The 21771-nt window shown below is 47.9% G+C and carries 18 protein-coding genes; 2 read left to right on the plus strand and 16 right to left on the minus strand.

The window, feature by feature from the left end; genetic code table 11:
* Nucleotides 1–7: 7 nt before the first annotated feature.
* Nucleotides 8–1588 carry a response regulator gene (locus MKY01_RS21005; RefSeq protein ID WP_339283399.1) on the plus strand — a complete coding sequence of 527 codons (1581 nt, stop codon included), beginning with the start codon at nt 8–10 and terminating at the stop codon, nt 1586–1588.
* Between the two features lie 531 nt (nt 1589–2119).
* Here the strand turns inward: MKY01_RS21005 and MKY01_RS21010 are convergent.
* From MKY01_RS21010 to MKY01_RS21025, 4 genes are all read right to left on the minus strand, one after another.
* The gene (locus tag MKY01_RS21010) at nt 2120–2407 is read right to left on the minus strand and encodes a stage VI sporulation protein F (RefSeq protein WP_339283400.1); all 288 of its coding nucleotides are present in this window, start codon (nt 2405–2407) and stop codon (nt 2120–2122) included.
* 115 nt (nt 2408–2522) lie between these two features.
* Nucleotides 2523–4568 (minus strand): ATP-dependent DNA helicase RecG, encoded by a 2046-nt coding sequence (recG, locus tag MKY01_RS21015; RefSeq protein ID WP_036674906.1) that lies wholly within the window; start codon nt 4566–4568, stop codon nt 2523–2525.
* A 10-nt stretch (nt 4569–4578) separates the two neighbouring features.
* A complete protein-coding gene (locus MKY01_RS21020) occupies nt 4579–5442 on the minus strand; it encodes a DegV family protein (RefSeq protein ID WP_339283403.1) in 864 nt (287 codons plus the stop codon).
* Between the two features lie 28 nt (nt 5443–5470).
* On the minus strand, nt 5471–7279 hold the full coding sequence (locus MKY01_RS21025; RefSeq protein ID WP_339283404.1) for a DAK2 domain-containing protein: 1809 nt from the start codon (nt 7277–7279) through the stop codon (nt 5471–5473).
* 637 nt (nt 7280–7916) lie between these two features.
* Between MKY01_RS21025 and rpmB the strand changes: the two genes are divergently transcribed.
* Nucleotides 7917–8105: a 50S ribosomal protein L28 gene (rpmB, locus tag MKY01_RS21030; protein WP_017687459.1), complete on the plus strand. Its 189-nt coding sequence runs from the start codon at nt 7917–7919 to the stop codon at nt 8103–8105.
* Between the two features lie 194 nt (nt 8106–8299).
* Here the strand turns inward: rpmB and spoVM are convergent, their stop codons facing one another.
* The 12 genes from spoVM to coaBC form a co-directional block, all read right to left on the minus strand.
* Nucleotides 8300–8380, minus strand: a complete 81-nt coding sequence (gene spoVM, locus MKY01_RS21035) for a stage V sporulation protein SpoVM (protein WP_017687458.1) — start codon at nt 8378–8380, stop codon at nt 8300–8302.
* A 167-nt stretch (nt 8381–8547) separates the two neighbouring features.
* Nucleotides 8548–8799 carry a hypothetical protein gene (locus MKY01_RS21040; RefSeq protein ID WP_047843680.1) on the minus strand — a complete coding sequence of 84 codons (252 nt, stop codon included), beginning with the start codon at nt 8797–8799 and terminating at the stop codon, nt 8548–8550.
* A gap of 3 nt (nt 8800–8802) precedes the next feature.
* On the minus strand, nt 8803–9462 hold the full coding sequence (rpe, locus tag MKY01_RS21045; RefSeq protein WP_017687456.1) for a ribulose-phosphate 3-epimerase: 660 nt from the start codon (nt 9460–9462) through the stop codon (nt 8803–8805).
* Between the two features lies 1 nt (nt 9463).
* Nucleotides 9464–10372: a ribosome small subunit-dependent GTPase A gene (rsgA, locus tag MKY01_RS21050; RefSeq protein ID WP_339283406.1), complete on the minus strand. Its 909-nt coding sequence runs from the start codon at nt 10370–10372 to the stop codon at nt 9464–9466.
* A gap of 61 nt (nt 10373–10433) precedes the next feature.
* Nucleotides 10434–12644, minus strand: coding sequence for a Stk1 family PASTA domain-containing Ser/Thr kinase (pknB, locus tag MKY01_RS21055; RefSeq protein WP_339283408.1), 2211 nt, complete (start codon nt 12642–12644; stop codon nt 10434–10436).
* Nucleotides 12641–13417 carry a Stp1/IreP family PP2C-type Ser/Thr phosphatase gene (locus MKY01_RS21060; RefSeq protein ID WP_036614606.1) on the minus strand — a complete coding sequence of 259 codons (777 nt, stop codon included), beginning with the start codon at nt 13415–13417 and terminating at the stop codon, nt 12641–12643. Before MKY01_RS21060 ends, pknB begins: the two co-directional genes overlap by 4 nt.
* 7 nt (nt 13418–13424) lie before the next feature.
* Complete coding sequence (rlmN, locus tag MKY01_RS21065) at nt 13425–14465, minus strand: 23S rRNA (adenine(2503)-C(2))-methyltransferase RlmN (RefSeq protein WP_017687452.1); 1041 nt, start codon at nt 14463–14465, stop codon at nt 13425–13427.
* Between the two features lie 252 nt (nt 14466–14717).
* Entirely contained in the window at nt 14718–16196 is a 1479-nt protein-coding gene (gene rsmB, locus MKY01_RS21070; protein ID WP_339283410.1) for a 16S rRNA (cytosine(967)-C(5))-methyltransferase RsmB, read from the minus strand.
* Nucleotides 16193–17146 carry a methionyl-tRNA formyltransferase gene (gene fmt, locus MKY01_RS21075; RefSeq protein ID WP_339283411.1) on the minus strand — a complete coding sequence of 318 codons (954 nt, stop codon included), beginning with the start codon at nt 17144–17146 and terminating at the stop codon, nt 16193–16195. Before fmt ends, rsmB begins: the two co-directional genes overlap by 4 nt.
* Before the next feature lie 12 nt (nt 17147–17158).
* Nucleotides 17159–17647, minus strand: coding sequence for a peptide deformylase (gene def, locus MKY01_RS21080; RefSeq protein ID WP_017687449.1), 489 nt, complete (start codon nt 17645–17647; stop codon nt 17159–17161).
* A 116-nt stretch (nt 17648–17763) separates the two neighbouring features.
* Nucleotides 17764–20313 (minus strand): primosomal protein N', encoded by a 2550-nt coding sequence (gene priA, locus MKY01_RS21085; protein ID WP_036614614.1) that lies wholly within the window; start codon nt 20311–20313, stop codon nt 17764–17766.
* Between the two features lie 3 nt (nt 20314–20316).
* Nucleotides 20317–21552, minus strand: a complete 1236-nt coding sequence (gene coaBC, locus MKY01_RS21090; protein WP_074095764.1) for a bifunctional phosphopantothenoylcysteine decarboxylase/phosphopantothenate--cysteine ligase CoaBC — start codon at nt 21550–21552, stop codon at nt 20317–20319.
* Between the last annotated feature and the right edge of the window lie 219 nt (nt 21553–21771).

Raw genomic sequence — 21771 nt, forward strand, 5'->3', positions numbered from 1 at the left:
CCAAGAGATGTACACGTATATCGTTGTGGACGATGAACCCTTGATCCGCAAAGGTTTGTTAAAAAAAATCGGGAATTTTGAGCACTCGCTTGAACTCTTAGGCGAAGCAGATAACGGCGCAGACGCCTTGGCTTTGATTGAATCGTTCAAGCCGGACATTATCTTTACGGACATGCGCATGCCTGAGGTCGACGGCAAGCTGTTGATCAGGACAGTATGCCAGCAATATCCGCGCATTAAGTTAATTGTCATTAGCGGACATACCGATTTTGATTATATGCAGGAGGCAATCTCTGCGAAAGTTGTAAATTACCTGCTGAAGCCTTTTAGCCGGGACGAGATCCACGGTACGCTTCACCAAGCCATCCAATCCATCGAACAGGAGCGCTCTCTTCAGCGGGAAGTCGTTCTAAGAGAAGTAGAAACGGAGCAGATGAAAAGGGATACAGACATGCAAGCCTTCCTGAATTATGTGCTGGCTCCCCATTCATCCATCAAAACACCTGTGTTCCGCTCTGCGGAATTTGCCGCCATCATGGCATCTGACCAGTTCATTTTATTGACGATTTATGGTCCTCAACCGCTTACAGCACAGCAACTACCTACCTTTTCGAATGGCCTGTACATTCCTCATCCACAAACGGATCAGGTACTGTTTTTCCTGATGCATGATCTGGATTACTCAGGCCAGCTTGATTTGCAGAAAATGGCGGAACAAACTGCGAGTATCATTTTGACCAAATCTGAAACTACGGATTGTTGTGTGGGGATCAGCTTGCCTCATACAGGCATTGGTGGGGTCCGAGAAGCTCATCATCAAACGATCCTTGCGTTGGACGAACGAGCCTTTACCGATTTTGGCAAATGTTACGTATTTTCACGGGAGCAAATTCCTTTACATCAACTGAAGTGGGCTCGAACATATGAACTGTTATTTTTTATAGAGAGCGGGAATGTGCCGAAGGTGGAAGAGCTCATCACCGATTTCTTTGCTTTCTACATACGCCAGCCTGACGCTTTGCTTGCCCACCTGAAAGAGCAGTGCAGAGACATTATCACGGAAACCAAACGGCTGCTGAGTAACTATATCCAGAACGGAGGCAACAGTAGCGCCTCTTCCAGCTTGGAGGCCGTCCTGAACGTCTCGTTCGATATGGAGTGCATTAGGCATTACATGGTAAAGGTGCTGACGGAAACAGCTCTTCTGCTTAAGGAAGACAACCCCTACGCATCAGATCAAGTGATCGACAACGTCAGGACATATATCGATAATCACTATACCAAGGATTTAACGCTGGAATGGGTATCGTCCCTGTTCTACCTGAACCCGAGTTACCTCAGTCATTTATTTAAAGAAAAGACATCCGAGAACTTCACTGATTACGTAAACAGACTACGGATCAGGCAAGCCAAGCAGCTCTTAACGAGCACAGACGATAAAATCTACCGGGTTGCCAAACAGTTGGGTTACGACAATCCAAAATATTTTTTTCGGGTGTTTAAAAAATTGACCGGTAGGACTCCAGAGGAATACCGAAAGCAACACAAATCCTTCACCGCAAAAAACAAGGAACCAGGCCATGCATGATGGCCCAGTTCCTTGTTTTCGTTGTTGTGGCTCTTATCGATCATTCGGCAGGTACTGGCCTTCTTCCATCAGCCCATATTCCTTGAAGCTCGCAAGTACTAAGATGGTCGATTTAACCAACATAACATACTCAATGAAAATTTTGTTTTTGCGGTAACACAAGCCAGGTCATGGGTCATTTCGATAACTACAACGAATATTCAACCGAGTACTGCCACAAGGCTTGTCCCTGGTTATTCAATCAAAAGGGCGTTCCATAAGTCATCTTCCTGACTTATAGAACGCCCCACCCACTAAAATTACTTCATAAACATTCGATGTAATTTGGTTTTGTAAAATAAATCAATTTACACAACAACGGAGAGGACAGAAATAACCTAAAGAAGCGAAGCGTGCGCCTTTATCACCGGATTTTACCCTTGGAAAGGGTCAATCAGAAAATCCGGGGATAACAGCGCTCGGAAGGTTATTCTGTCATCGTAGTGCCCTCGTGTAAACGAATGTTTTTTCCACCCACATTACATCGAATCCCTACCTAAACATCCCCCACAGCTTAATCAAATGAAACGTATTGTTCGGATCAATCTTCTGCGCGAGCACAAACGCAACAAACTGCTCCTCCTGCGCCGGAGAGAAATTCTCATTCAAAATGACTGCCGAAGACTTGACCAACCTTCTGACCTTGGCCTTATCTTGCAGATCAGACTTGGTCACGCCATCAATCAACTTTTTGATACGCTCTTTGACAGCGGGATTTTTCATCTTTAATTTGATCCGCTCCACCAGCTGCGGACTAATTCCATATTGTTGATAACCCAAAACGCATAGCACCTCCCAAAAGAATGAACTCACTTCTTATTCATATGTCGGGAGGGCTTGTACACTTGTCTTTTTTTACAAAGGTAATACGAAAAACCAGCTATCAAGGCAAGCTTTAGTCAATCAGATCACCCTTGAATACTTGCTGTTGCTGTAGGAAATCACGCAGAGGTGCATAGTCCATAGAGGTCCAGAAGGTCGCATCCTCAATTAAATGGGTCACGTCATCTCTGGCTTGTTCGAGCACAGCAAAATCGGCAACCATATCGGCAAGACGGAACTCGGGTAGTCCGCTCTGTTTGGTACCAAAGAAATCACCCGGACCCCGGAGATCCAGATCCCGACGAGATACCTCGAATCCATCCTCGGTTTCCGTCATGACCTTCATGCGTTCCTGTCCAACCTCCGTCTTGGGATCAGCAATGAGTACACAATAGGAAGCATGCGCACCACGACCGACCCGACCACGAAGCTGATGCAGCTGGGAGAGACCGAAGCGGTCCGCGTCCATAATGACCATCAACGTGGCATTTGGCACATCGACCCCAACCTCGACAACGGTGGTGGAGACAAGCAACTGAATATCATTGCTATAAAAGTCCCGCATCATCTCTTCTTTCTCCGCAGCCGTCATCCGGCCATGCAACAGACCTACACGATATTTTGGAAAGTTCTGCTGCATCTGCACATGCAGATCAATGGCATTCTGCACATCCAGCTTCTCCGACTCTTCAATGAGCGGACAGATCAGATAAGCCTGACGTCCCTGATCCACTTCTCTCGAGATAAAACCGAGCACCCGCTCCATCATATCGTGTTTGACCCAATACGTGGAGATGGGAATCCGCCCTTTCGGACGCTCTGAGATCGTGGATACCTCAATATCCCCAAAAGCTGTAATGGCCAGTGTCCGCGGAATAGGCGTTGCCGTCATCGTTAACACATCCGGATTATATCCTTTGCGTCGTAAAACGCTGCGCTGATTCACCCCGAAGCGATGCTGCTCGTCCGTCACCACAAGACCCAGATCACGGAAGAAAACATCTTCCTGAATCAGGGCGTGTGTACCCACCACAATATCAATCATGCCCATTTGCAATGAGGCGATCAGATCTTTACGTTTGCGTCCATTTACACTGCCCGTTAACAGCCCTACGGTTACTCCAAACGGTTCAAACAGCTTTTGCAGTGAGCGCATATGCTGCTCCGCCAGAATCTCCGTAGGCACCATCAGAGCCCCTTGGAAACCGGATCGAACAGTCGTGTATAGCGCAATTGCCGCAATAACCGTTTTACCCGATCCGACATCACCCTGTAATAACCGATTCATTGCATAGGGCGAACGCATATCATGCAGAATTTCAAGCTCCACCTTTTTCTGAGCATCTGTCAGTTCAAAAGGTAAACTGCGTACAAACTCACGAATCGTCGTATTGTCCGTGGTATGCACTACACCATCCATGCGATTCCGGTTGAGCGCGCGATACGCCTGCATTTTCAACTGGAACAGAAACAGCTCTTCATACACCATCCGGTGTCTGGCCTGTTGACCTTCCCGGTTGTCCTGTGGACGATGAATTCCCGAAATCGCTTGTTTACGAGGCATCAAGCTGTATTTCTTCATCAAGGACTGAGGCAGAATCTCAGGAATCATATCTCCGAATTGAATTAATCCCTGATTGATCGTTTTCCGCATCCATTGTTGCGTCAGCTTGCCAGTTACCGAATATACAGGTTGGAGTGTACCTGAACGCCCATCGCCTTTATCGGGGAACTCCGAGTCAGTCACGGTCATCTGCATGCGTTTTTGTTCCCATTTTCCCGTAATTACAATCTCCCGATTGGGGGTTAGTTGTTCTTTGAGGAAATGGCGATTGAACCAGGTGGCTGTAATCATCCACTCTTCCGTCATGATCTTACAGGTAAGACGGGACTTTTTACCGTATCGTTGTAATACAGGAATACCCATCACCTGTCCCTGGACCGTAATCTTGTCCCCATCCTTCACTTCACTAAGTGAACGCAGACGATAATCCTCGTAACGGAACGGATAATATTCAAGCAGGTCTTTAACAGTAGAGATGCCAAAGGCGTGAAGCTCTCCCTCTTTGAGAGCACTCACGCCGTTAATTTGCTTAACTGATATTTCTTCCAATTTCATGTCTAATCCCTCATTCCGGAACAGGCCACATAAAGATCGCAATGACACCAGGTCCAACATGGCTGCCTATTACGGCTCCAATATTGGTATAGATCACTTCATTCAGTGTAAAATGACCCCGTAGCTGCTCTGCACAAGCGATCGCTGATCCCGGGTCAGCGGTATGACCTACCGCCAGGTTCACCCGTTTGCCTGCAAGATCCTTCTGGAACAGCTCAATAATGCGTGCCATTGCTTTTTTATGACCTCTGACTTTCTCAACTGCGTAGATAACGCCTTCTTCATCAATAGACAGGATCGGCTTAATGTTAAGCAACGTTCCCAAGATGGCTGAAGCTTTGCCAATCCGACCGCCCTTTTGCAGATACTCCAAAGTATCTACAAGAAAGAACAACTTGCGAGATTGTTGCATCCCTTCAATAGCAGCAGCGATTTCGACTGCTGACTTGCCCTGTTCGGCAAGTTCAGCAGCCTGTACTACCATCAGACCGTATCCATACGAAGCTGACTTCGAATCCAGCACGGTGATGTCACCCTCACGCTCCAGCAAAGACTTGCCAAGCATGGCCGATTGATAGGTACCACTCATGCCGGATGACAGGTGGATCGATACAATCGGGCGTTCCGGGTTTTCATCAAGAAGTGATTGGTAGACATTCATGAAATCGGTTGGAGATGGCTGTGAAGTTGTTGGCAACACAGATACCTTCTTCAACTTTTCGTAGAACTGTTCCGAAGTCAGATCAACGCCATCTGCATAGGTCTCTTCACCGAACAGAACACGTAGCGGAACAATATGAATTCCGTATTTGCGAATGAGTTCTTCGGGAATATCTGCCGTACTGTCTGTTACAATCGCAACCTTGTGGCTCATGACTCTCCTCCTCTTCGCTAGAGTGCTATTAGGACTCTACGGAGAACAGATAATAATACACCGGCTGTCCTCCAAGATGTACCTCTACCTCAGCATCAGGATACTGTTCTTCAAGCCATGCAGCGAGGGCAGCAGTAACCTCAGGGTCAGCTTCGTCCCCTTCAAGGATCGTCACCACTTCATCTCCACTCTCCATCATCTGTTTGAGCAGACCTTCACATGCTTGAAGCATGGTTTCATCCGTCGCTACAATTTTGGAGTTATGAATACCGATATAGTGCCCCGCCTTGATATCCAGTTCATCATATTGCGTATCACGAACTGCATGAGTCACTTGACCCGACTGCACCCGGCTAATGGCCTCCAACATTTGGTCACGGTTTGTTTCCGCAGACTCATCTTCCTGGAAAGCAAAAGCAGCAGCCATTCCCTGTGGAATGGTCTTGCTTGGAATAACCGTAATCCGGCGCTCATCTTCAAGCAATTCACGAGCCTGCTCGGCAGCCAGTACAATATTCGAGTTATTCGGGAGTATAAATACCTGCTCCGCAGCAATGGAACGAACGGCTTTTACAAAATCCTCAGTACTCGGATTCATCGTCTGTCCTCCGGACAGAACAACATCAACGCCAAGACTTTGGAAGATCTCTGCAATACCGTCACCGGAGGATACCGCAATAAAACCATACGGTGCCATCTCATCTGCAGGAAGCACAGCCTTTTCCATACTGCGCGCTGCCTCAGGTGGGATCTCTGCAAACAATTCAGGTGATGGAGCAATGTCCATGCCTGCTGTCAGGAGATCCCGATGCTGTTCACGCATATTGAGAATATGAATCTGTGTAATCTCACCATAATGCAGCGCCAGGTTTAATACATCGCCTGGTGTCTTGGAATGGACATGAACTTTGATGACTTCATCGTCGGCAATGATAATGATCGAATCTCCATTAACTGACAACGCTTTCCGGAATGCTTCATCATCAAATGCCACTCCTGCGTTCTCTCCAAGCTCACGATTAATGAAGAATTCCATATCATACAGGAATTCAATATCTTCCGTTTCCAGTCTCGCCTGAGCAGACAATGGCATCTCCGGTGCAATCACCTGCTGTGCAGGCTTCTTGATATCCACTTCTGTCGGTGCAGCCGGTTTCAAAGCAGATGCTGCCACGGATGGGGTTACTTCTTTGTTCAGCGAAGTACGATTCCCTCCGTCACTTTGCAGCAATACTTCCATAAAGCCCTCGTAGATATATACAAGCCCCTGACCACCTGAATCCACAACACCAACCTGTTTCAGTACAGGCAGTAATTCCGGAGTCATTGCCAGTGCTTCTTTTGCTTTTAACAAAACTTCATTCATTAATTCAGTAATATCATTCGTCCGTCTTGCGTAGTAGTTGGCATGTTTCGCCGCTTCCTTGGCTACGGTAAGAATGGTCCCTTCAACGGGCTTTACGACTGCTTTGTAAGCTGCGTCAACACCGTTCTGCAGGGCTGCTGCAAATTGGAGCGTATTCAGTTCCTCATAGGGAGCAGCTGAACGACTAAAACCACGGAACAATTGCGACAGAATAACTCCTGAATTCCCCCGTGCGCCCATAAGCAGGCCTTTCGATAGAATACCGGCAGCTTCGCCGATGGAGGCAGAACTTTTTCTTTTAATCTCTGCGACTCCTGCACTCATTGTCAAATTCATGTTCGTTCCCGTGTCACCATCCGGCACAGGGAAAACATTCAGGGAATTGACGTGCTCTGCATGCTGTCCAAGTTGTTCCGCTCCGGCAAGTACCATTGCGGTGAAATCTGTTCCATTTAAAGAACGTATACTCAAGTGAGAATTCCCCTTCCTAGCTTGATACACGAACACCTTGCACCAAGATGTGTCTGGTCTGTTCATGCGCTAACGCGGACTGCGTTATTCTTCGTCCATACCTTGTCCGGCACAGGCATACAATACAACATGTCAGCCGGATTAACGGTCTGGGCGGCCGGGCTACCAATATCCTGCACTCTCTGCACCCCTAACTTCGGGGCATACGGATATGCACCGGTATCAAGAGCCGGCATGAATGCCGCATGGAGACTGGTGCCAATGATGGAATGCCGCAGCTCACAGCGTTGCCAAAAAGCAGACCACCGACCTCTAAGTACGGTTTATTCTCCGACTTCCTCGCGGCAACACCCTGTTCACCACTGTATTATGGACTACTCAACATTGTACTATATTAGACAGGAGAAATAAATAAAGTTTTTGGATCAGTTGACGAAGCTTTTTTAATTATGATATTATATTCAAGTATTGTTTTATGCAGGTTAAGTAATGGAAATGATCCGGTTCATGCCGGCTTAAACAACGCCATTAGCTACTGAAACCTGATCTTTATGATCAGGAAGAACAATTTAGTCCTTATGGAATGACTTTTCGTTTCTGAAGGCAACTGGTTATTTTAGGATAGGAGGTGTAATCTATGTCTCGCAAATGTTATGTGACAGGTAAGAAACCGGGCACCGGTAACCACGTATCCCACGCTAACAACCGTAACCGTCGTACTTGGGGCGTAAACGTTCAGAAGGTCCGCATTCTCGTTGACGGCAAACCAAAACGTGTATACGTAAGCACCCGTGCACTGAAAGCCGGTAAAGTGACTCGCGTATAATCACGCAAAGCTACTATAAATCGGGTAAGCAAAAAGCACCTTGTTCCTTGCAGGTGCTTTTTTGGTATTCAAAAAAGGGATTCTTGAATACGCTCATTAACATGTGAATGGCCGCCGCATGGCGCTTCGCAGGTACGAATTCCAGATAAGCCTGAGCCAAAGCGGCGGTATTCCCTGTTACCTTATCAATCGGATCAGTGCTTTTGAAACGTATTAAGAATCGCCTTTACAAACCCTCCCAAAAACTTCGGCAGTTTGAATGTGTAAAATTTCATAATTCACCCTCCCCATCATGCTCATGCGTCCGCCGTATCCTATGCTTCAGGCCTTCTTTACCTCAAACACGACAAAAAAGGCTACATGAGAAACCTGCTCATGTAACCATATTTATGCGGAACCTTCGATCCCTATTCCACAATGACAAGCCCGAAGATCAGGTCATTTACGTTTGGGCAGGAATATATTGATAGGCAGCGATCATGAAAACACTCAGTAAATAATACAGTATGCCGAAAATGACAAAAGTAACCCGATGTCCCGTACGATCAAATTTGCGGAAATACATAATAACAACGCCTACCCCGATTAATGACGTAATAGCATTAAACGGGGATTGAATAACCGCAAACAAAGCAAGCACAAGTCCCGTCACGAGACTCGCAGCCATCGTCCACAGTGTCTCCTTGAGGGTCATAGATCAGCCTCCGTAGCTACGGCGAATTTCAGTAATCGCGGCAGCACGATCCTCACGTCCAAATACGGCACTTCCGGCAACGAGCACATCTGCTCCAGCTTCCACCACAAGAGGGGCTGTATCGGCAGCAATTCCGCCATCTACTTCGATATGTACATCATGGCGTCCCTTTTCGTTTAACCAAGTACGAATCTGCTTGATTTTGTTCATCGTACCCGAGATGAATGCCTGTCCGCCAAAGCCAGGATTGACCGTCATGACAAGAACCATGTCCACATCATCCAGAACTTCGAGAATGGCAGATGCTGGCGTTCCTGGATTAAGGGCAACTCCTGCCTTCACTCCTTGCTCCTTAATTAGATGAATAACGCGGTGCAAATGCACACAAGCCTCAGCATGAACGGTAATTACCGCTGCACCCGCTTTGGCAAATTCCTCAACATAACGCTCCGGATTCTCAATCATCAAATGCACATCGAGCGGCAAGCTTGTATGTGGAGCGATTGCCTTCACAATCGCAGGTCCAAGCGTAATATTAGGGACGAAATGACCGTCCATAACGTCAACATGAATCCAGTCTCCTCCTGCAGCTTGAGCTTCTGCAACTTCCGCACCAAGGCGGGCAAAATCAGCTGATAATATCGATGGGGCAATTTTAATCATGTTAATACCTCCGCTTCTTATCTTTCATTTCGTTCAGGAACAGCACATAGTGCTGATATCGGCTTTCGGAGATCAGACCTTCCTCCTTGGCCGCAAGCACACGACAGCCTGGTTCATGTGTATGGGTACAACCTCGGAATTTGCACTGATCTGCAAACTGGGCGAATTCGCGGAAACAAGTGGAGAGTTCCTCCACACCGATCTCCAGAAAGTCCAGTTGGCTGAATCCTGGCGTATCCGCAACAAATCCACCATTATCCAACGGAATAAGCTCCACGTGCCTAGTGGTGTGTTTCCCTCGTCCTAGACGCATGCTGATCGCATTTGTCTCCAGCGTCAAGCCCGGCATCAATGCATTTAACATCGAAGACTTGCCTACACCGGATTGTCCGGAGAATACGCTGATCTTACCAGCCAGTCGGTCTCTGAGCAATTCACTGCCTTCACCGGTACGTGAACTTGTGGAGATCACTTCATAACCAACCTGCTCATACAATGCTTTCACTTCAGCAACAGTGTCTTTGGTTGGATCAGCCAAATCCAGTTTGGTCAACACAATGAGTGCATCCAGCCCCGCCTGCTCGATATGAACAAGGAACTTGTCCAACAGGTTCAGGTTCATATCCGGTTCCTTCACAGAGAACACAAGAACAGCCAAACTTACATTGGCTACAGGAGGACGGATAAGTTCCGTCTCACGCTTCCGGATTTCATCTACCGTTCCTTCTCCGTTCTCTGTCAACATGTAGCTGACGCGATCACCTACAAGCGGTGACGTTCCCCGCTTTCTGAAGATACCTCTGGCTCGACATTGAACGGCGGAACCTTCAACCGAAGGAACCCCGTTGTCTTCCACTGGCATGACATAATAGTAACCGCTTAGCGCTTTAACGATGATACCTTCTGGCATAGCTCCGACGCCCTCCTTTAGATGGTGGTACATTTACTCCAGACGCCAGCATAAGCCGCCCTTATGGACGGCTTGATGCGTTAATGACTTCCTTTTTCTTCTCTTTTTCCTTGCCGTGCCCCTTACCATTATTCATGGCAGAAGTGTCCTCATCTACGCTGTCACCCTCACCGTCTGCCGGTGTGGACTCAGGTTCACCTTCCTGATTGGGATCAACACTTCCCTCATCAACGCTACCTTCACCTGGATCAGGCTCATTTTCTGGCGGCGTCTCAGTGCTTTGTTCCGGGTCAATGGAAGGTACGTTTACTGTTCCATTTTTGGCTTCACTGTAGGAGACAAGATACGTATCCAGGAACTGTCCATCACGATATACGGACACAGCCCCATTTTCATTTGGAGCGAGCACAAGTGGAATGGTCAAGGTCTGGGTTGAGTTCACGGTGCGTGTTCCCCATTCCTGATTCTTGCCACGTGCGTCTTCATATGTGATACGGATTTTACTGTTTTTGCCCTCTTCTTTGGGTGAGACATTGATATTAAAAGGATATTCCAGCGCTTCTGGCGGATACCCTGTACTGATAAAGATTGTAATCTTATCACCAGGACTAACCTCTGCGCCAGCTTCCACAGGCCATTGCTGCGTCACTTTGCCCTGGTCCACCGTATAACTTGATTCTTCCTGCACCTGAGCAAGTACAAGTCCAACTGATTTAAGTTTTTCTTCGGCTTCACTGCGGGTATGATTTTTCAGATCAGGCATTTTGACCGTTTCAGTGCCTTTACTTACGGTTAACTCAATCTGAACTGTCACAGGATCGAATTCCTCATTCACACCCGGTGTCTGGGAAATAACAGAACCTGAAGCCACATCATTGGAGAACTCGTCTTTCCGCTGAATCTGATCTTCCTTAATGCCAAGCGCAGTCAACTTCTTGACAGCCTCATCATAAGTTTCTTTTTTGACATCAATCATCTTCACCAGTTCTTTTTTTGCACCAACACTGATCTGGACCTCGGAACCTTCTTTGACAACATCGCCTTCTTTTCTGCTCTGTTCATAGACGATACCGGGTTCGACACCTTCCTGATACAGACGGATGACCTCATCACTGACGACGAGTCCTTTCTCCTCAAGCATTTCCCGAGCTTTTTCTTCTGTCTGGGTGATCACGTTAGGCACGGTTACTTCAGGTACAACCAGCATACCCTTGACATACCATACAACGCCCACCATGGCGATTAGAATAAGAACGGTTAATGAAATGAGTAGAGCTGGCTTCTTCCAGCTCTTAGCTTTTGCTTTACCCTTGCCAGTTTCTTCGTCAGACTCCATCACAGGCACTGCACCCGTCGATGTAACTCCGCGCGGTTCAGGCTTGATCGCTGGCATAACGCGAGTCTGATCTATATCATCCTCATCCGGAAAATCAATCTTCGTTTCATTTCGTCTCTCCGGCATCAGGCAAGTTTCCAGATCGGTCTGCATTTCTTTGGCCGACTGATAACGTTCCTGCGGATTTTTACGCATGGATTTTAAGATGACATTTTCTACACTTTGCGGAATCAATGGATTGAATTTGCGTGGTTCATCGAACTCTTCCTGCAAATGCTTCAATGCCACACTGATTGGACTTTCACCCAGAAACGGAAGTTGCCCGGTAAGCATCTGGTAAAGTACGATCCCAAGAGAATATAAGTCCGATTTTTCACCAGTAACGATGCCTTTGGCATGCTCCGGTGAGAAATAATGTACAGAACCAACTACAGAACCCGTCTGCGTAATCGTTGTAGACGTAACGGCACGGGCAATCCCGAAATCCGTGACTTTCACGCGGCCATTCCGGCCAATTAATATATTGTGGGGTTTGATATCCCGATGAATGATTTGATTATGATGTGCATGATCAAGAGCATCTGCAATCTGGGAAGCGATTCGCACCGATTCGTCCACCTGCAGAGGGGCGCGTTCTTTAATAATTTCATTCAAGTTTTTGCCTTCCACGTACTCCATGACAATATAATGAACGTCATCTTCCTGCCCCACGTCATAAATGCTAACTACATTCGGATGAGACAGCGATGCTGCCGACTGTGCTTCCCTGCGGAAACGGCGAATAAACTCTTCGTCATGCACAAACTGTTGTCTAAGGACTTTGATCGCTACATTCCGGTTCAACAGAAGATCCTGGGCTTTGTACACAAGAGCCATGCCGCCACCGCCGACACGCTCAATCACTTCATAGCGTCCGCCTAGCTGGTGCCCAATCATGACTCACACCCCGTTTCCGTATCCACGGAACCTTCCCTCTGCAACTCGAACAAAGCAACCGTGATGTTGTCGTCTCCCCCAGCAAGTAAAGCCAACTGAAGCAGTCGGTCTGCACGATCTTCCAATGCCAGTTCCAGATTGCCGGCAACCTGAATAATCTGCTCATTGCTGACCAGGTTACTGAGACCATCACTGCACAGGAGAAGAACTTCGCCTTCCTCCAGCTTGACGGTATCCAGATCTACCTTCACCTCGGCATCTGTTCCAAGCGCACGAGTTAGTACGTTGCGACGTGGATGATGGGACACATCCTCTTTGCTAATCTGACCATTTTTGAACAATTCATTCACCAGTGTATGGTCCTCGGTTAGCTGGATCACAGCTTTGTTCGCAATTTTGTAGGCTCTGCTATCACCGATGTGTCCAATAACACCTTCCGTATCGTTCAATAAAGCCGCAACCACCGTTGTTCCCATGTTGTGATACTTGTCATCTGTTGATGCCGTGCGGAAGATAACTTCGTTGGCATGCAAAATAGCATCGCTGAGAGCCGCAGACAGAGACGCATGTGACAGACCTGGTTCCAGTGTTCCCAGATCTTTCACCAACGTCTCTACTGCCAAGCGGCTTGCCGTATCCCCTGCAAGATGTCCACCCATGCCATCGGCAACAATACCCAGAATATATCCTGTATCGAGATTACGAATCCAGGCTGAATCTTCATTCACCGAACGCACTCGTCCGATATGGCTCACATGAACTGTTTTGATCAAAACGTTCTCACCTCAACTCCATATGCTTTGCACGAAGCTGACCGCAAGCGGCAGCAATATCATGTCCCTGTTCACGACGAATGGTTACATTAACACCCTGTTCCGAGAGAATCTTCTGAAAATTGAAAATGTCGCTTCTCGATGTTCTTACGTATTTGCGTTCAGGTACATGGTTAACCGGAATCAGATTCACGTGGCACAACATGTTCTTAAGCACACTTGCCAGTTCTGCTGCATGCTCTGGCTGGTCGTTTACCCCACCAATAAGTGCATACTCGAACGTAATTCTCCGACCTGTTTTGGCCAGATAATAACGAAGGGACTCCATCACGTCTTCAAAAGGAAAACGACGGTTAACCGGCATCAATTTCGAACGCAGTGCATCATTTGGTGCATGGATCGAAATGGCGAGGTTAATCTGTGTATCTTCATCTGCAAACTTGTAGATGTTCGGAACGATTCCGCTCGTGGATACCGTGATGTGACGCTGACCGATGTTCAGCCCTTTTTCATGAATCATAATGCGTAGGAAAGTCATCGTAGCTTCATAGTTTTCGAAAGGTTCACCCGAACCCATGATCACAATGCTGCTGACACGCTCGTTGCGTTCATCCAGAATTTTCTGAGCCTGCACAACCTGTGCAACAATCTCCCCAGCCGTAAGGTTACGCTTGAGTCCACCCAATGTGGATGCACAGAACGTACAACCAATACGACAACCAACCTGTGTGGTTACACAGATGCTGTTCCCGTAGTTATGCTTCATAATTACTGTCTCAATGGCATGATCATCATGAAGACCAAAGAGGAATTTAACCGTTCCATCCTTGGATTCAAACTTGGTAATTTCCTTAAGCGTTACGAATTCAAATTGCTCTGTCAGTTTTTCACGCAATGGCTTGGACAGATTGGTCATTTCACTGAAATCATTCACGCGTTTTACATAAATCCAGTCAAAGATTTGGCCACCGCGAAACGCCGGCTCCCCATTCTCAACAGCCCATTGCTGCAGTTGTTCCAGAGAATAATCATATATAAAAGGTTTCATTTTGTTGTCAACACCTATTCCTTCTTTTCTTTTCGTTGGCTTCCTTCTTTTCGTTCCATTCGTCCTATTCTATCACAAAGACCACGTTACATCCATGTATACCCTTGATATCTGTACTTCATGCATTATAACATCTCAATGCCGCCATCGCACCCTGTCATCACATTCTCTGACAATTATATCGAAGTCCCATCACAAAGAAATCCGCCGAAGTTCCCCTCGGCGGTCATACTTCCGTGCTCTATTAAACTGTTATTCCACTGTTTTTGTCAACCGTGCGATGAAAAATCCGTCACTGTGAGCGTATTGTGGCAAAATCTGAATACCACCGTTCACAACCTTCAAGTTCGCTGTCTCCGATTCAGACCAGACGGATGCTTCTGCTGGGCTGTATTCCGGATGTCGATTCAAGAAGTCTGCAACCATATCCTCATTCTCAGCAGGCTCAATCGTACACGTGCTATACACCAGAATACCACCTGGTTTTAACAACGGTGCAACATGATCAAGCAATTCACGCTGCAAGCCTGCGATATCTTCGATATCTTTTACGGTTTTGGTCCATTTCACATCAGGCTTGCGGCGAATAACACCCAGACCTGAACATGGTGCATCCAGCAAAATGCGGTCAAACGACGCTTCCGGATACCGTTCATTCAGGTCTAGCGCATCTCCAGTTACAGCATCGATACAAGTCAGACCGAGACGCTCCGCCTGATCCAGGATCAGCTGGCGCTTGTGAGCATGTACATCATTCGCGACAATACGACCGCGATCCTGCATTTTCTCAGCCATGTGAGCTGTTTTACCACCTGGAGCTGCGCAACAATCCAATACAAGTTGGTCTACTTCTGGCGCAACTGCTTCAGCGACAAGCATGGAACTTTCGTCCTGTACAGAGAACAACCCGTCCCGATACCAGGACGTTAGAGCCATGTTTCCGCCACTACGTACAAGAATTCCATCGGAACTCAGCTGAGAAGCTTCAACGACTGCACCTGTACTGGTCATCTCATGCATCAGTTTCTCCCGTGTGGTCATTGTTGTGTTGACCCGGACACTCACCGCTGGCGGCTCATTATTCGCACGACAGATCGCTTCCGCTGTCTCTTCGCCGTACTGGGCAATCCAGCGTTCAACCATCCATAACGGGTGGGAATGCTCCAGTGAAATACGTTCGGCAACGGGCAGATGTTCTGGAATACGAAGTTCATCCCGATTGCGGATCATATTGCGGAGCACTCCATTCACCATACCCGAGATTCCCTGATGGCCCAGTTTCTTCGCCAGATTAACCGCTTCGCTCACCACGGCATGCTCCGGAATACGATCCAGGTATATCATCTGATATACGCTGATTCGCAGCAGGCTACGAACCCATGGTTGCAGTTTGGATACTCCTTTGGCGACGTAACGTTCCAGAAAATAATCAAGTGTATTCAATCTGCCGATTGTTCCATACACCAATTCGGTAGCTAGTCCAGCATCTGCGGGGCTTAAATCCGCCTCTTTCAGACGACGGTTCAACTCCAGATTACTGTATGCTCCATCTTGCTCAACAGCACTCAGAACCTTGACTGCCAATGTACGAGCAGATGTTTTGGGTTGCTGGGAGCGAGATGCACCACCCGATTTACCCGAATTCGGACGACGGTTTCCTTCACGTCCGGATGAATTCCCATTAGCTTGCTGGCCCTTTCCTGACGAACGACCTGGTATATTACCGCTCATCGCAGCACCGTTCCAGGTTTCAGTGTACCACCGCGAGCAAAGTCAGCGGCCTGCATCACCTTTTTGCCTGCAGGTTGCACTTCAGTCAACCAGAGAGACCCATCCCCAGTGCGAACTTCAATCCCTGCCTTGTTCAATTGCAGCACGGTTCCCGGCTCTGCTTGTCCAGCATCCGAAGAAGTTGCCAGATCCACCTGATCGGGGTTAGCCGTTGCCCAGACTTTGAAGACCTGATCATCCCACATCGTAAATGCACCGGAGAACGGCACAAGACCACGAATCTGATTGAACAGTTGGCGTGAAGTACGACTCCAGTCCATTTTCTCGTCATCCCGAGTCAGATTGCGAGCATATGAAGCCTCGGCATCATCCTGAGGGACCGCCGTTGTCTCGCCTGCAATCAATCGTGGCATTTCTGCCTGAAGCAGTTTGGAACCAGCCTCACTTAATTTATCAAACATCGATCCTGATGTATCTTCATCCGTAATTGGCAGTTCCACACGCGAGATCATATCTCCGGTGTCCAAGCCTTCAGCCATATACATCAATGTGACTCCTGTCACGGATTCCCCGTTAATAATGGAACGTTGAATCGGTGCTCCTCCCCGATATTTCGGTAAAAGAGAGCCATGCACGTTCACACAACCACGAACAGGCATATCCAGCACAGCTTTGGGCAGAATCTGTCCAAAGGCCGCGGTTACGATCAGATCCGGCTTCCATTCAGCCAAGCGGGCTACGGCTTCCGGATCACGCAATTTAACAGGTTGAAACACCGGCAGACCGTGGCGTTCTGCCGCGGCCTTAACCGGTGTTGGCGTAAGTACTTTTTTGCGTCCCTGTGGTTTATCAGGCTGAGTCACCACACCCACCACATTGTACCCCTCTGCAATCAGCATATCGAGAGAAGGAACTGCAAACTCAGGTGTTCCCATAAAAACAATATTCAAATCGATCACTCCTTAATTACGACGCGGTCCCGTTTGATCGGCTGCAATTTCGTACACTTTCTCGGCGACATCCGTAAAGAGTACGCCATCCAGATGATCAATCTCATGCTGGAATGCACGGGACAGCAAGCCACTACCCGTAATAATCAGCTCTTTACCTTCACGATCCAGACCTTTAACTGTAACGGTCTCGAAACGACGAACATCACCATTAATTCCAGGGATACTCAGACAACCTTCAGGTCCAAATTGTTCTCCCTCACTTGCAATGATCTCCGGGTTAATCATCTTGATCAGCCCTTGCTCATCACCTGCGTCGATAACAATCAGACGTTTCAAAATACCGACCTGTGGCGCAGCAAGACCCACACCTTCCGCATCGTACATGGTATCAGCCATATCATCCAGCAATTTTTGTACATTTGGTGTAATTTTGGTTACTTCTTTGGCTCTCTTGTGGAGCACCTCATCTGGTTCTTGCACGATAATGCGAATCGACATGTTGTAAGCACCTTCCTAATCCTCATCATAATTTCAGGACGATATCTGTATTTTTGGGGTATTCATTTTAATCTATGTTTATACCGCTTGTTTACATCCGCATTGCTGCAAAATGCTTACATTAACATTTGCGGGTCTACATCCAGACTAATAAGCAATTTTTGCGCCTGAACATCATCGTCCATGCGCCGGGCCGTAGCCAGAGCGAGTCCTATGGCGTCTACATCCCCCCGCCATTTTATCATACATTGGAATCTGTATCTATTCTTGATCCGAGGAATCGGAGACGCTACCGGCCCCAGTACATCAAAGGCATCATTGCTGAATCGATCCAGACTGCCGAGCCATCCAGCCGCATTAGCCTTCTCTTTCAGTATTCGCGTATAGTTCTCGGCAAGACGAATCAATACCGGAAGTTGCTCATGCGAAAAGGTCACCAGAATCAGGCGACAGTATGGCGGATATTGCAAATTGCGACGGTGCAGCAATTCCTCACGTACAAACGACACATAGTCATGCTGACTCGCATGGCCAATGGAGTAGTGTTCCGGCGTATAGGACTGAACAAACACCTCACCAGGCAATTGGTGCCGACCCGCTCGGCCAGCTACCTGTGTTAGCAACTGAAACGTTTTTTCCGCAGCACGGAAATCAGGTAAATTCAACGCTGAGTCCGCTGTTATCACGCCAACCAGGGTTACATCCGGGAAATCAAGACCCTTCGCAACCATCTGGGTGCCCAGCAATACATCCGCCTTTTTCTCACGAAACTGTTTCAGTAGCTTCTCGTGAGCCCCTTTTTCCGTTGTTGTATCCACATCCATCCGAATGACCCGAATACCCGGGAAGAGCTTGGCAAGCTCTTCCTCGACTCGCTGTGTACCTGTACCAAAGTATCGAATATGCTCACTTCCACAGTCCGGACACACTTCCGGAGCCGCTTCCGCATACCCGCAGTAATGACAACGGAGATTATTCGAGCGCTGATGATACGTCAATGAAATATCACATTCAGGACAACCTGCCACATATCCACAACTTCGGCACATAACAAAGGTCGAATATCCACGGCGATTCAGCAGAAGCACCGTCTGTTCACCACGTTCCAAGCGTTCCTCCAGCCCTTTGTGCAAAGCCCTGCTGAACATGGAGCGGTTGCCATCCTTCAACTCTTCACGCATATCAACGATCCGCACTTCAGGCAGCTTGTTACCCAGTGCCCGCGTTGGCATCTCCAGTAAGAGTGGTGCAAAATCATCATTACTCTGCGAGCGTGCAGCGTAATAACTTTCCAGCGAAGGTGTCGCTGAACCCAGAACAACCACCGCCTGATGCTGCTGTGCTCTTTTTACCGCTACATCACGAGCATGATATTTCGGAGTTTCCTCCTGTTTGTAGGAAGTCTCGTGTTCTTCATCCATAATGATCAACCCAAGCCGACTGAATGGAGCAAATACAGCTGAACGTGCCCCAATTGCAACCTTCACCTGACCCTCACGAATCTTGCGCCATTCATCATAACGTTCACCGCCAGACAGACGACTGTGCATAACAGCAACTTGGTCTCCAAATCGCCCTTTAAAACGTTCTACCATCTGTGGTGTGAGCGCAATCTCGGGCACCAGTACGATAGCCTGCCGATCCTGTTCGATGCATTGTTGAATGGTTTGAAGATAGACTTCCGTCTTGCCACTTCCCGTAACACCATGTAACAAAAACACCCCATGGCGTTGTTCCTGCAATCGGCCATTGATATTGTCGTAGACAAGTTTTTGCTCATCGGTCAGAACCAGCGGTTCAGTCGCTTTGAACGTCCTGCCCTGATAAGGGTCACGGAAGACCTCAACGTCCTCGGTGACAATCAATCCCTTTTCCTCAAGCCCTTTAATCGTTGCGGCCGATACCTGTAGTGTAGATAACACTTCTTTCATCGGCATGGGCAGCAGTTCTTTCATTTCCAGCAAAAAAGTCAGAATCTCCTTCTGCCGCTGTGCTTTCGCCGGGAATGAAGCAAGTGCTTCCTGAGCAGCAGCAATATCTACAGCCAGATCAACGGACTTCATCGTTTTTTTATTTAACTTGTCCTTGATGGCCTGACTTTCCAGCAGTACACCACCAAGCAATAATTTCTTAATTAGTGCAGCATGATTGGGATATTTTCGACTCAGTTGTTGCAGCGGTACCTGACCCCGACTTTTGACAAAACGGATGATATCCTGCTGTACTTTCTCAGTCGTAGACTCTTCTCCCCAAACAAATAACACCTCATCATCCGGTTGTGCACCCGCCATCTGTCCATCAAGTGCATCTCCCAGCGAGATGTATCGCTCTGCTTTCCCTTTCAATGCCGTCGGCACCATGACCTGCAATGACAAAATCCGGTTACTGGCATAACGTCCACTCATCCATTCGGCCAACTCAACCAAATCCTTTGACAACGGGGGAACAATGTCCAGTAACTCCTGAATCTGCTTAAGCTTGAATGTTTCCTCTCCGGTACGCGGCACAAGATCAATCACGAATCCCTGCACCGTCCGATGACCAAAAGGCACACCCACCCGGCTGCCAATCTCGATCCATTCTCTCATCGATTCAGGTACCAGGTAATCAAACGGCCGATCTGTTTCCTTCACGGGAACATCGACTATGACCTTGGCAATCTCCATATCCTAATTCCTCCCGGCAATGCGCTCCGCCGCAATCCGGAGCAACCGATGAGCCACATCGTCCTTGGCCATCACTGGAAGCTCCTCCACCAAACCTTCCCGGTCATAGATATGTACCGCGTTGGTGTCTGTTCCAAATCCTGCACCCGTGCGGGTTACATCATTGGCTACGATCAGATCACAGTTTTTCCGTTCCAATTTCTCACGTGCATACATCTCAACTGACTGAGTCTCCGCAGCAAAACCAATCAAAAACTGATGGGTTTTCTGTTTGCCCAGTGTTTCAAGAATATCTATATTTTTAATAAGTTCGAGCGACAGCGTGTCGCCTTTCTTCTTGATCTTCTCGGTGTAAACTTCCTTTGGACGATAATCGGCAACTGCCGCCGCCTTAACCACGATATCAGCATCGTCCCACTCGCGTGTTACCGCTTCATACATATCCTGTGCAGACTGTACAGGGATCAACTCCACGTTCTCCGGTGGCTTGGATTGGGTACTGCCCATAACCAATTTCACATCTGCCCCCAGATCACGCGCAGCTGCGGCTATGGCAAATCCCATTTTGCCAGATGAATCGTTCGTAATGTATCGTACTGGGTCAATGCGCTCAATCGTACCTCCAGCCGTAACAACAACCTTCTTGCCTTGTAACAATGGAGCTTGTCCCTGCCGACTAATGCCTGCAGACTCTCGCTGTTCAAAGAAACGTTCTACCACATCCACAATGCTCTCCGGTTCTTCCAGACGTCCCTTACCCACATATCCACACGCAAGCAGACCTTCACCCGGTTCAATCATCATAGCGCCCCGTTCAACAAGCAGGTTCATATTATGCTTTACAGCTGGATGATCATACATATGTACATTCATCGCTGGTGCAATCATGACAGGGGCTGTCGTCGCAAGAAGAGTTGTTGAGAGCATATCATCTGCCATGCCATGCGCCATCTTGGCAATCACATTGGCTGTTGCCGGAGCAACCAGAACAAGATCAGCCAGATCGGCCAGATGAATATGAGATACGACTGCTGGCTCACGCTCATCAAATGTATCGGTGTATACGGTATTTCGGGTCAACGTTTGCAGCGTCAATTCGGTAATAAACTGTGTAGCGGAAGCTGTCATAATAACATGAACATCCGCTCCCTTTTGCACAAGTCTGCTGCATAATGTTGCCGCTTTGTAAGCGGCTATGCCGCCAGTCACACCAAGCACGATTTTTTTACCGTTCAACATGTTTATTTCCCCCGATATTTATACGACGTCTAGGGCGCGTCTGAAAACTCCGAAGGAAGCAGATTTTCCCGAATTTTCGTTCCAAGCAAGGAAGTTTTCCGCAGGCGTGCCGGGGCACGTCAAGGGAAAGTGACGCAGCAGGGGGCGAAAAGGCGGTAAAAGATGCACTTCAGCGAGTTTTGAGACACGTCCTAAGTAAGATTCCGTTAAAATATGCTT

The sequence above is a fragment of the Paenibacillus sp. FSL R5-0486 genome (genome assembly GCF_037975155.1).
In the GTDB taxonomy this organism is placed as follows: Bacteria; Bacillota; Bacilli; order Paenibacillales; family Paenibacillaceae; genus Paenibacillus; species Paenibacillus amylolyticus.

Coding starts and splice junctions, on each gene's coding strand:
- MKY01_RS21005 (WP_339283399.1), top strand. CDS start 8: ATGTACACGTATATCGTTGTGGACGATGAACCCTTGATCCGCAAAGGT.
- recG (WP_036674906.1), bottom strand. CDS start 4,568: ATGAAATTGGAAGAAATATCAGTTAAGCAAATTAACGGCGTGAGTGCT.
- MKY01_RS21020 (WP_339283403.1), bottom strand. CDS start 5,442: ATGAGCCACAAGGTTGCGATTGTAACAGACAGTACGGCAGATATTCCC.
- rpmB (WP_017687459.1), top strand. CDS start 7,917: ATGTCTCGCAAATGTTATGTGACAGGTAAGAAACCGGGCACCGGTAAC.
- spoVM (WP_017687458.1), bottom strand. CDS start 8,380: ATGAAATTTTACACATTCAAACTGCCGAAGTTTTTGGGAGGGTTTGTA.
- MKY01_RS21040 (WP_047843680.1), bottom strand. CDS start 8,799: ATGACCCTCAAGGAGACACTGTGGACGATGGCTGCGAGTCTCGTGACG.
- rpe (WP_017687456.1), bottom strand. CDS start 9,462: ATGATTAAAATTGCCCCATCGATATTATCAGCTGATTTTGCCCGCCTT.
- rsgA (WP_339283406.1), bottom strand. CDS start 10,372: ATGCCAGAAGGTATCATCGTTAAAGCGCTAAGCGGTTACTATTATGTC.
- pknB (WP_339283408.1), bottom strand. CDS start 12,644: ATGATTGGGCACCAGCTAGGCGGACGCTATGAAGTGATTGAGCGTGTC.
- rlmN (WP_017687452.1), bottom strand. CDS start 14,465: ATGAAACCTTTTATATATGATTATTCTCTGGAACAACTGCAGCAATGG.
- rsmB (WP_339283410.1), bottom strand. CDS start 16,196: ATGAGCGGTAATATACCAGGTCGTTCGTCAGGAAAGGGCCAGCAAGCT.
- def (WP_017687449.1), bottom strand. CDS start 17,647: ATGTCGATTCGCATTATCGTGCAAGAACCAGATGAGGTGCTCCACAAG.
- priA (WP_036614614.1), bottom strand. CDS start 20,313: ATGGAGATTGCCAAGGTCATAGTCGATGTTCCCGTGAAGGAAACAGAT.
- coaBC (WP_074095764.1), bottom strand. CDS start 21,552: ATGTTGAACGGTAAAAAAATCGTGCTTGGTGTGACTGGCGGCATAGCC.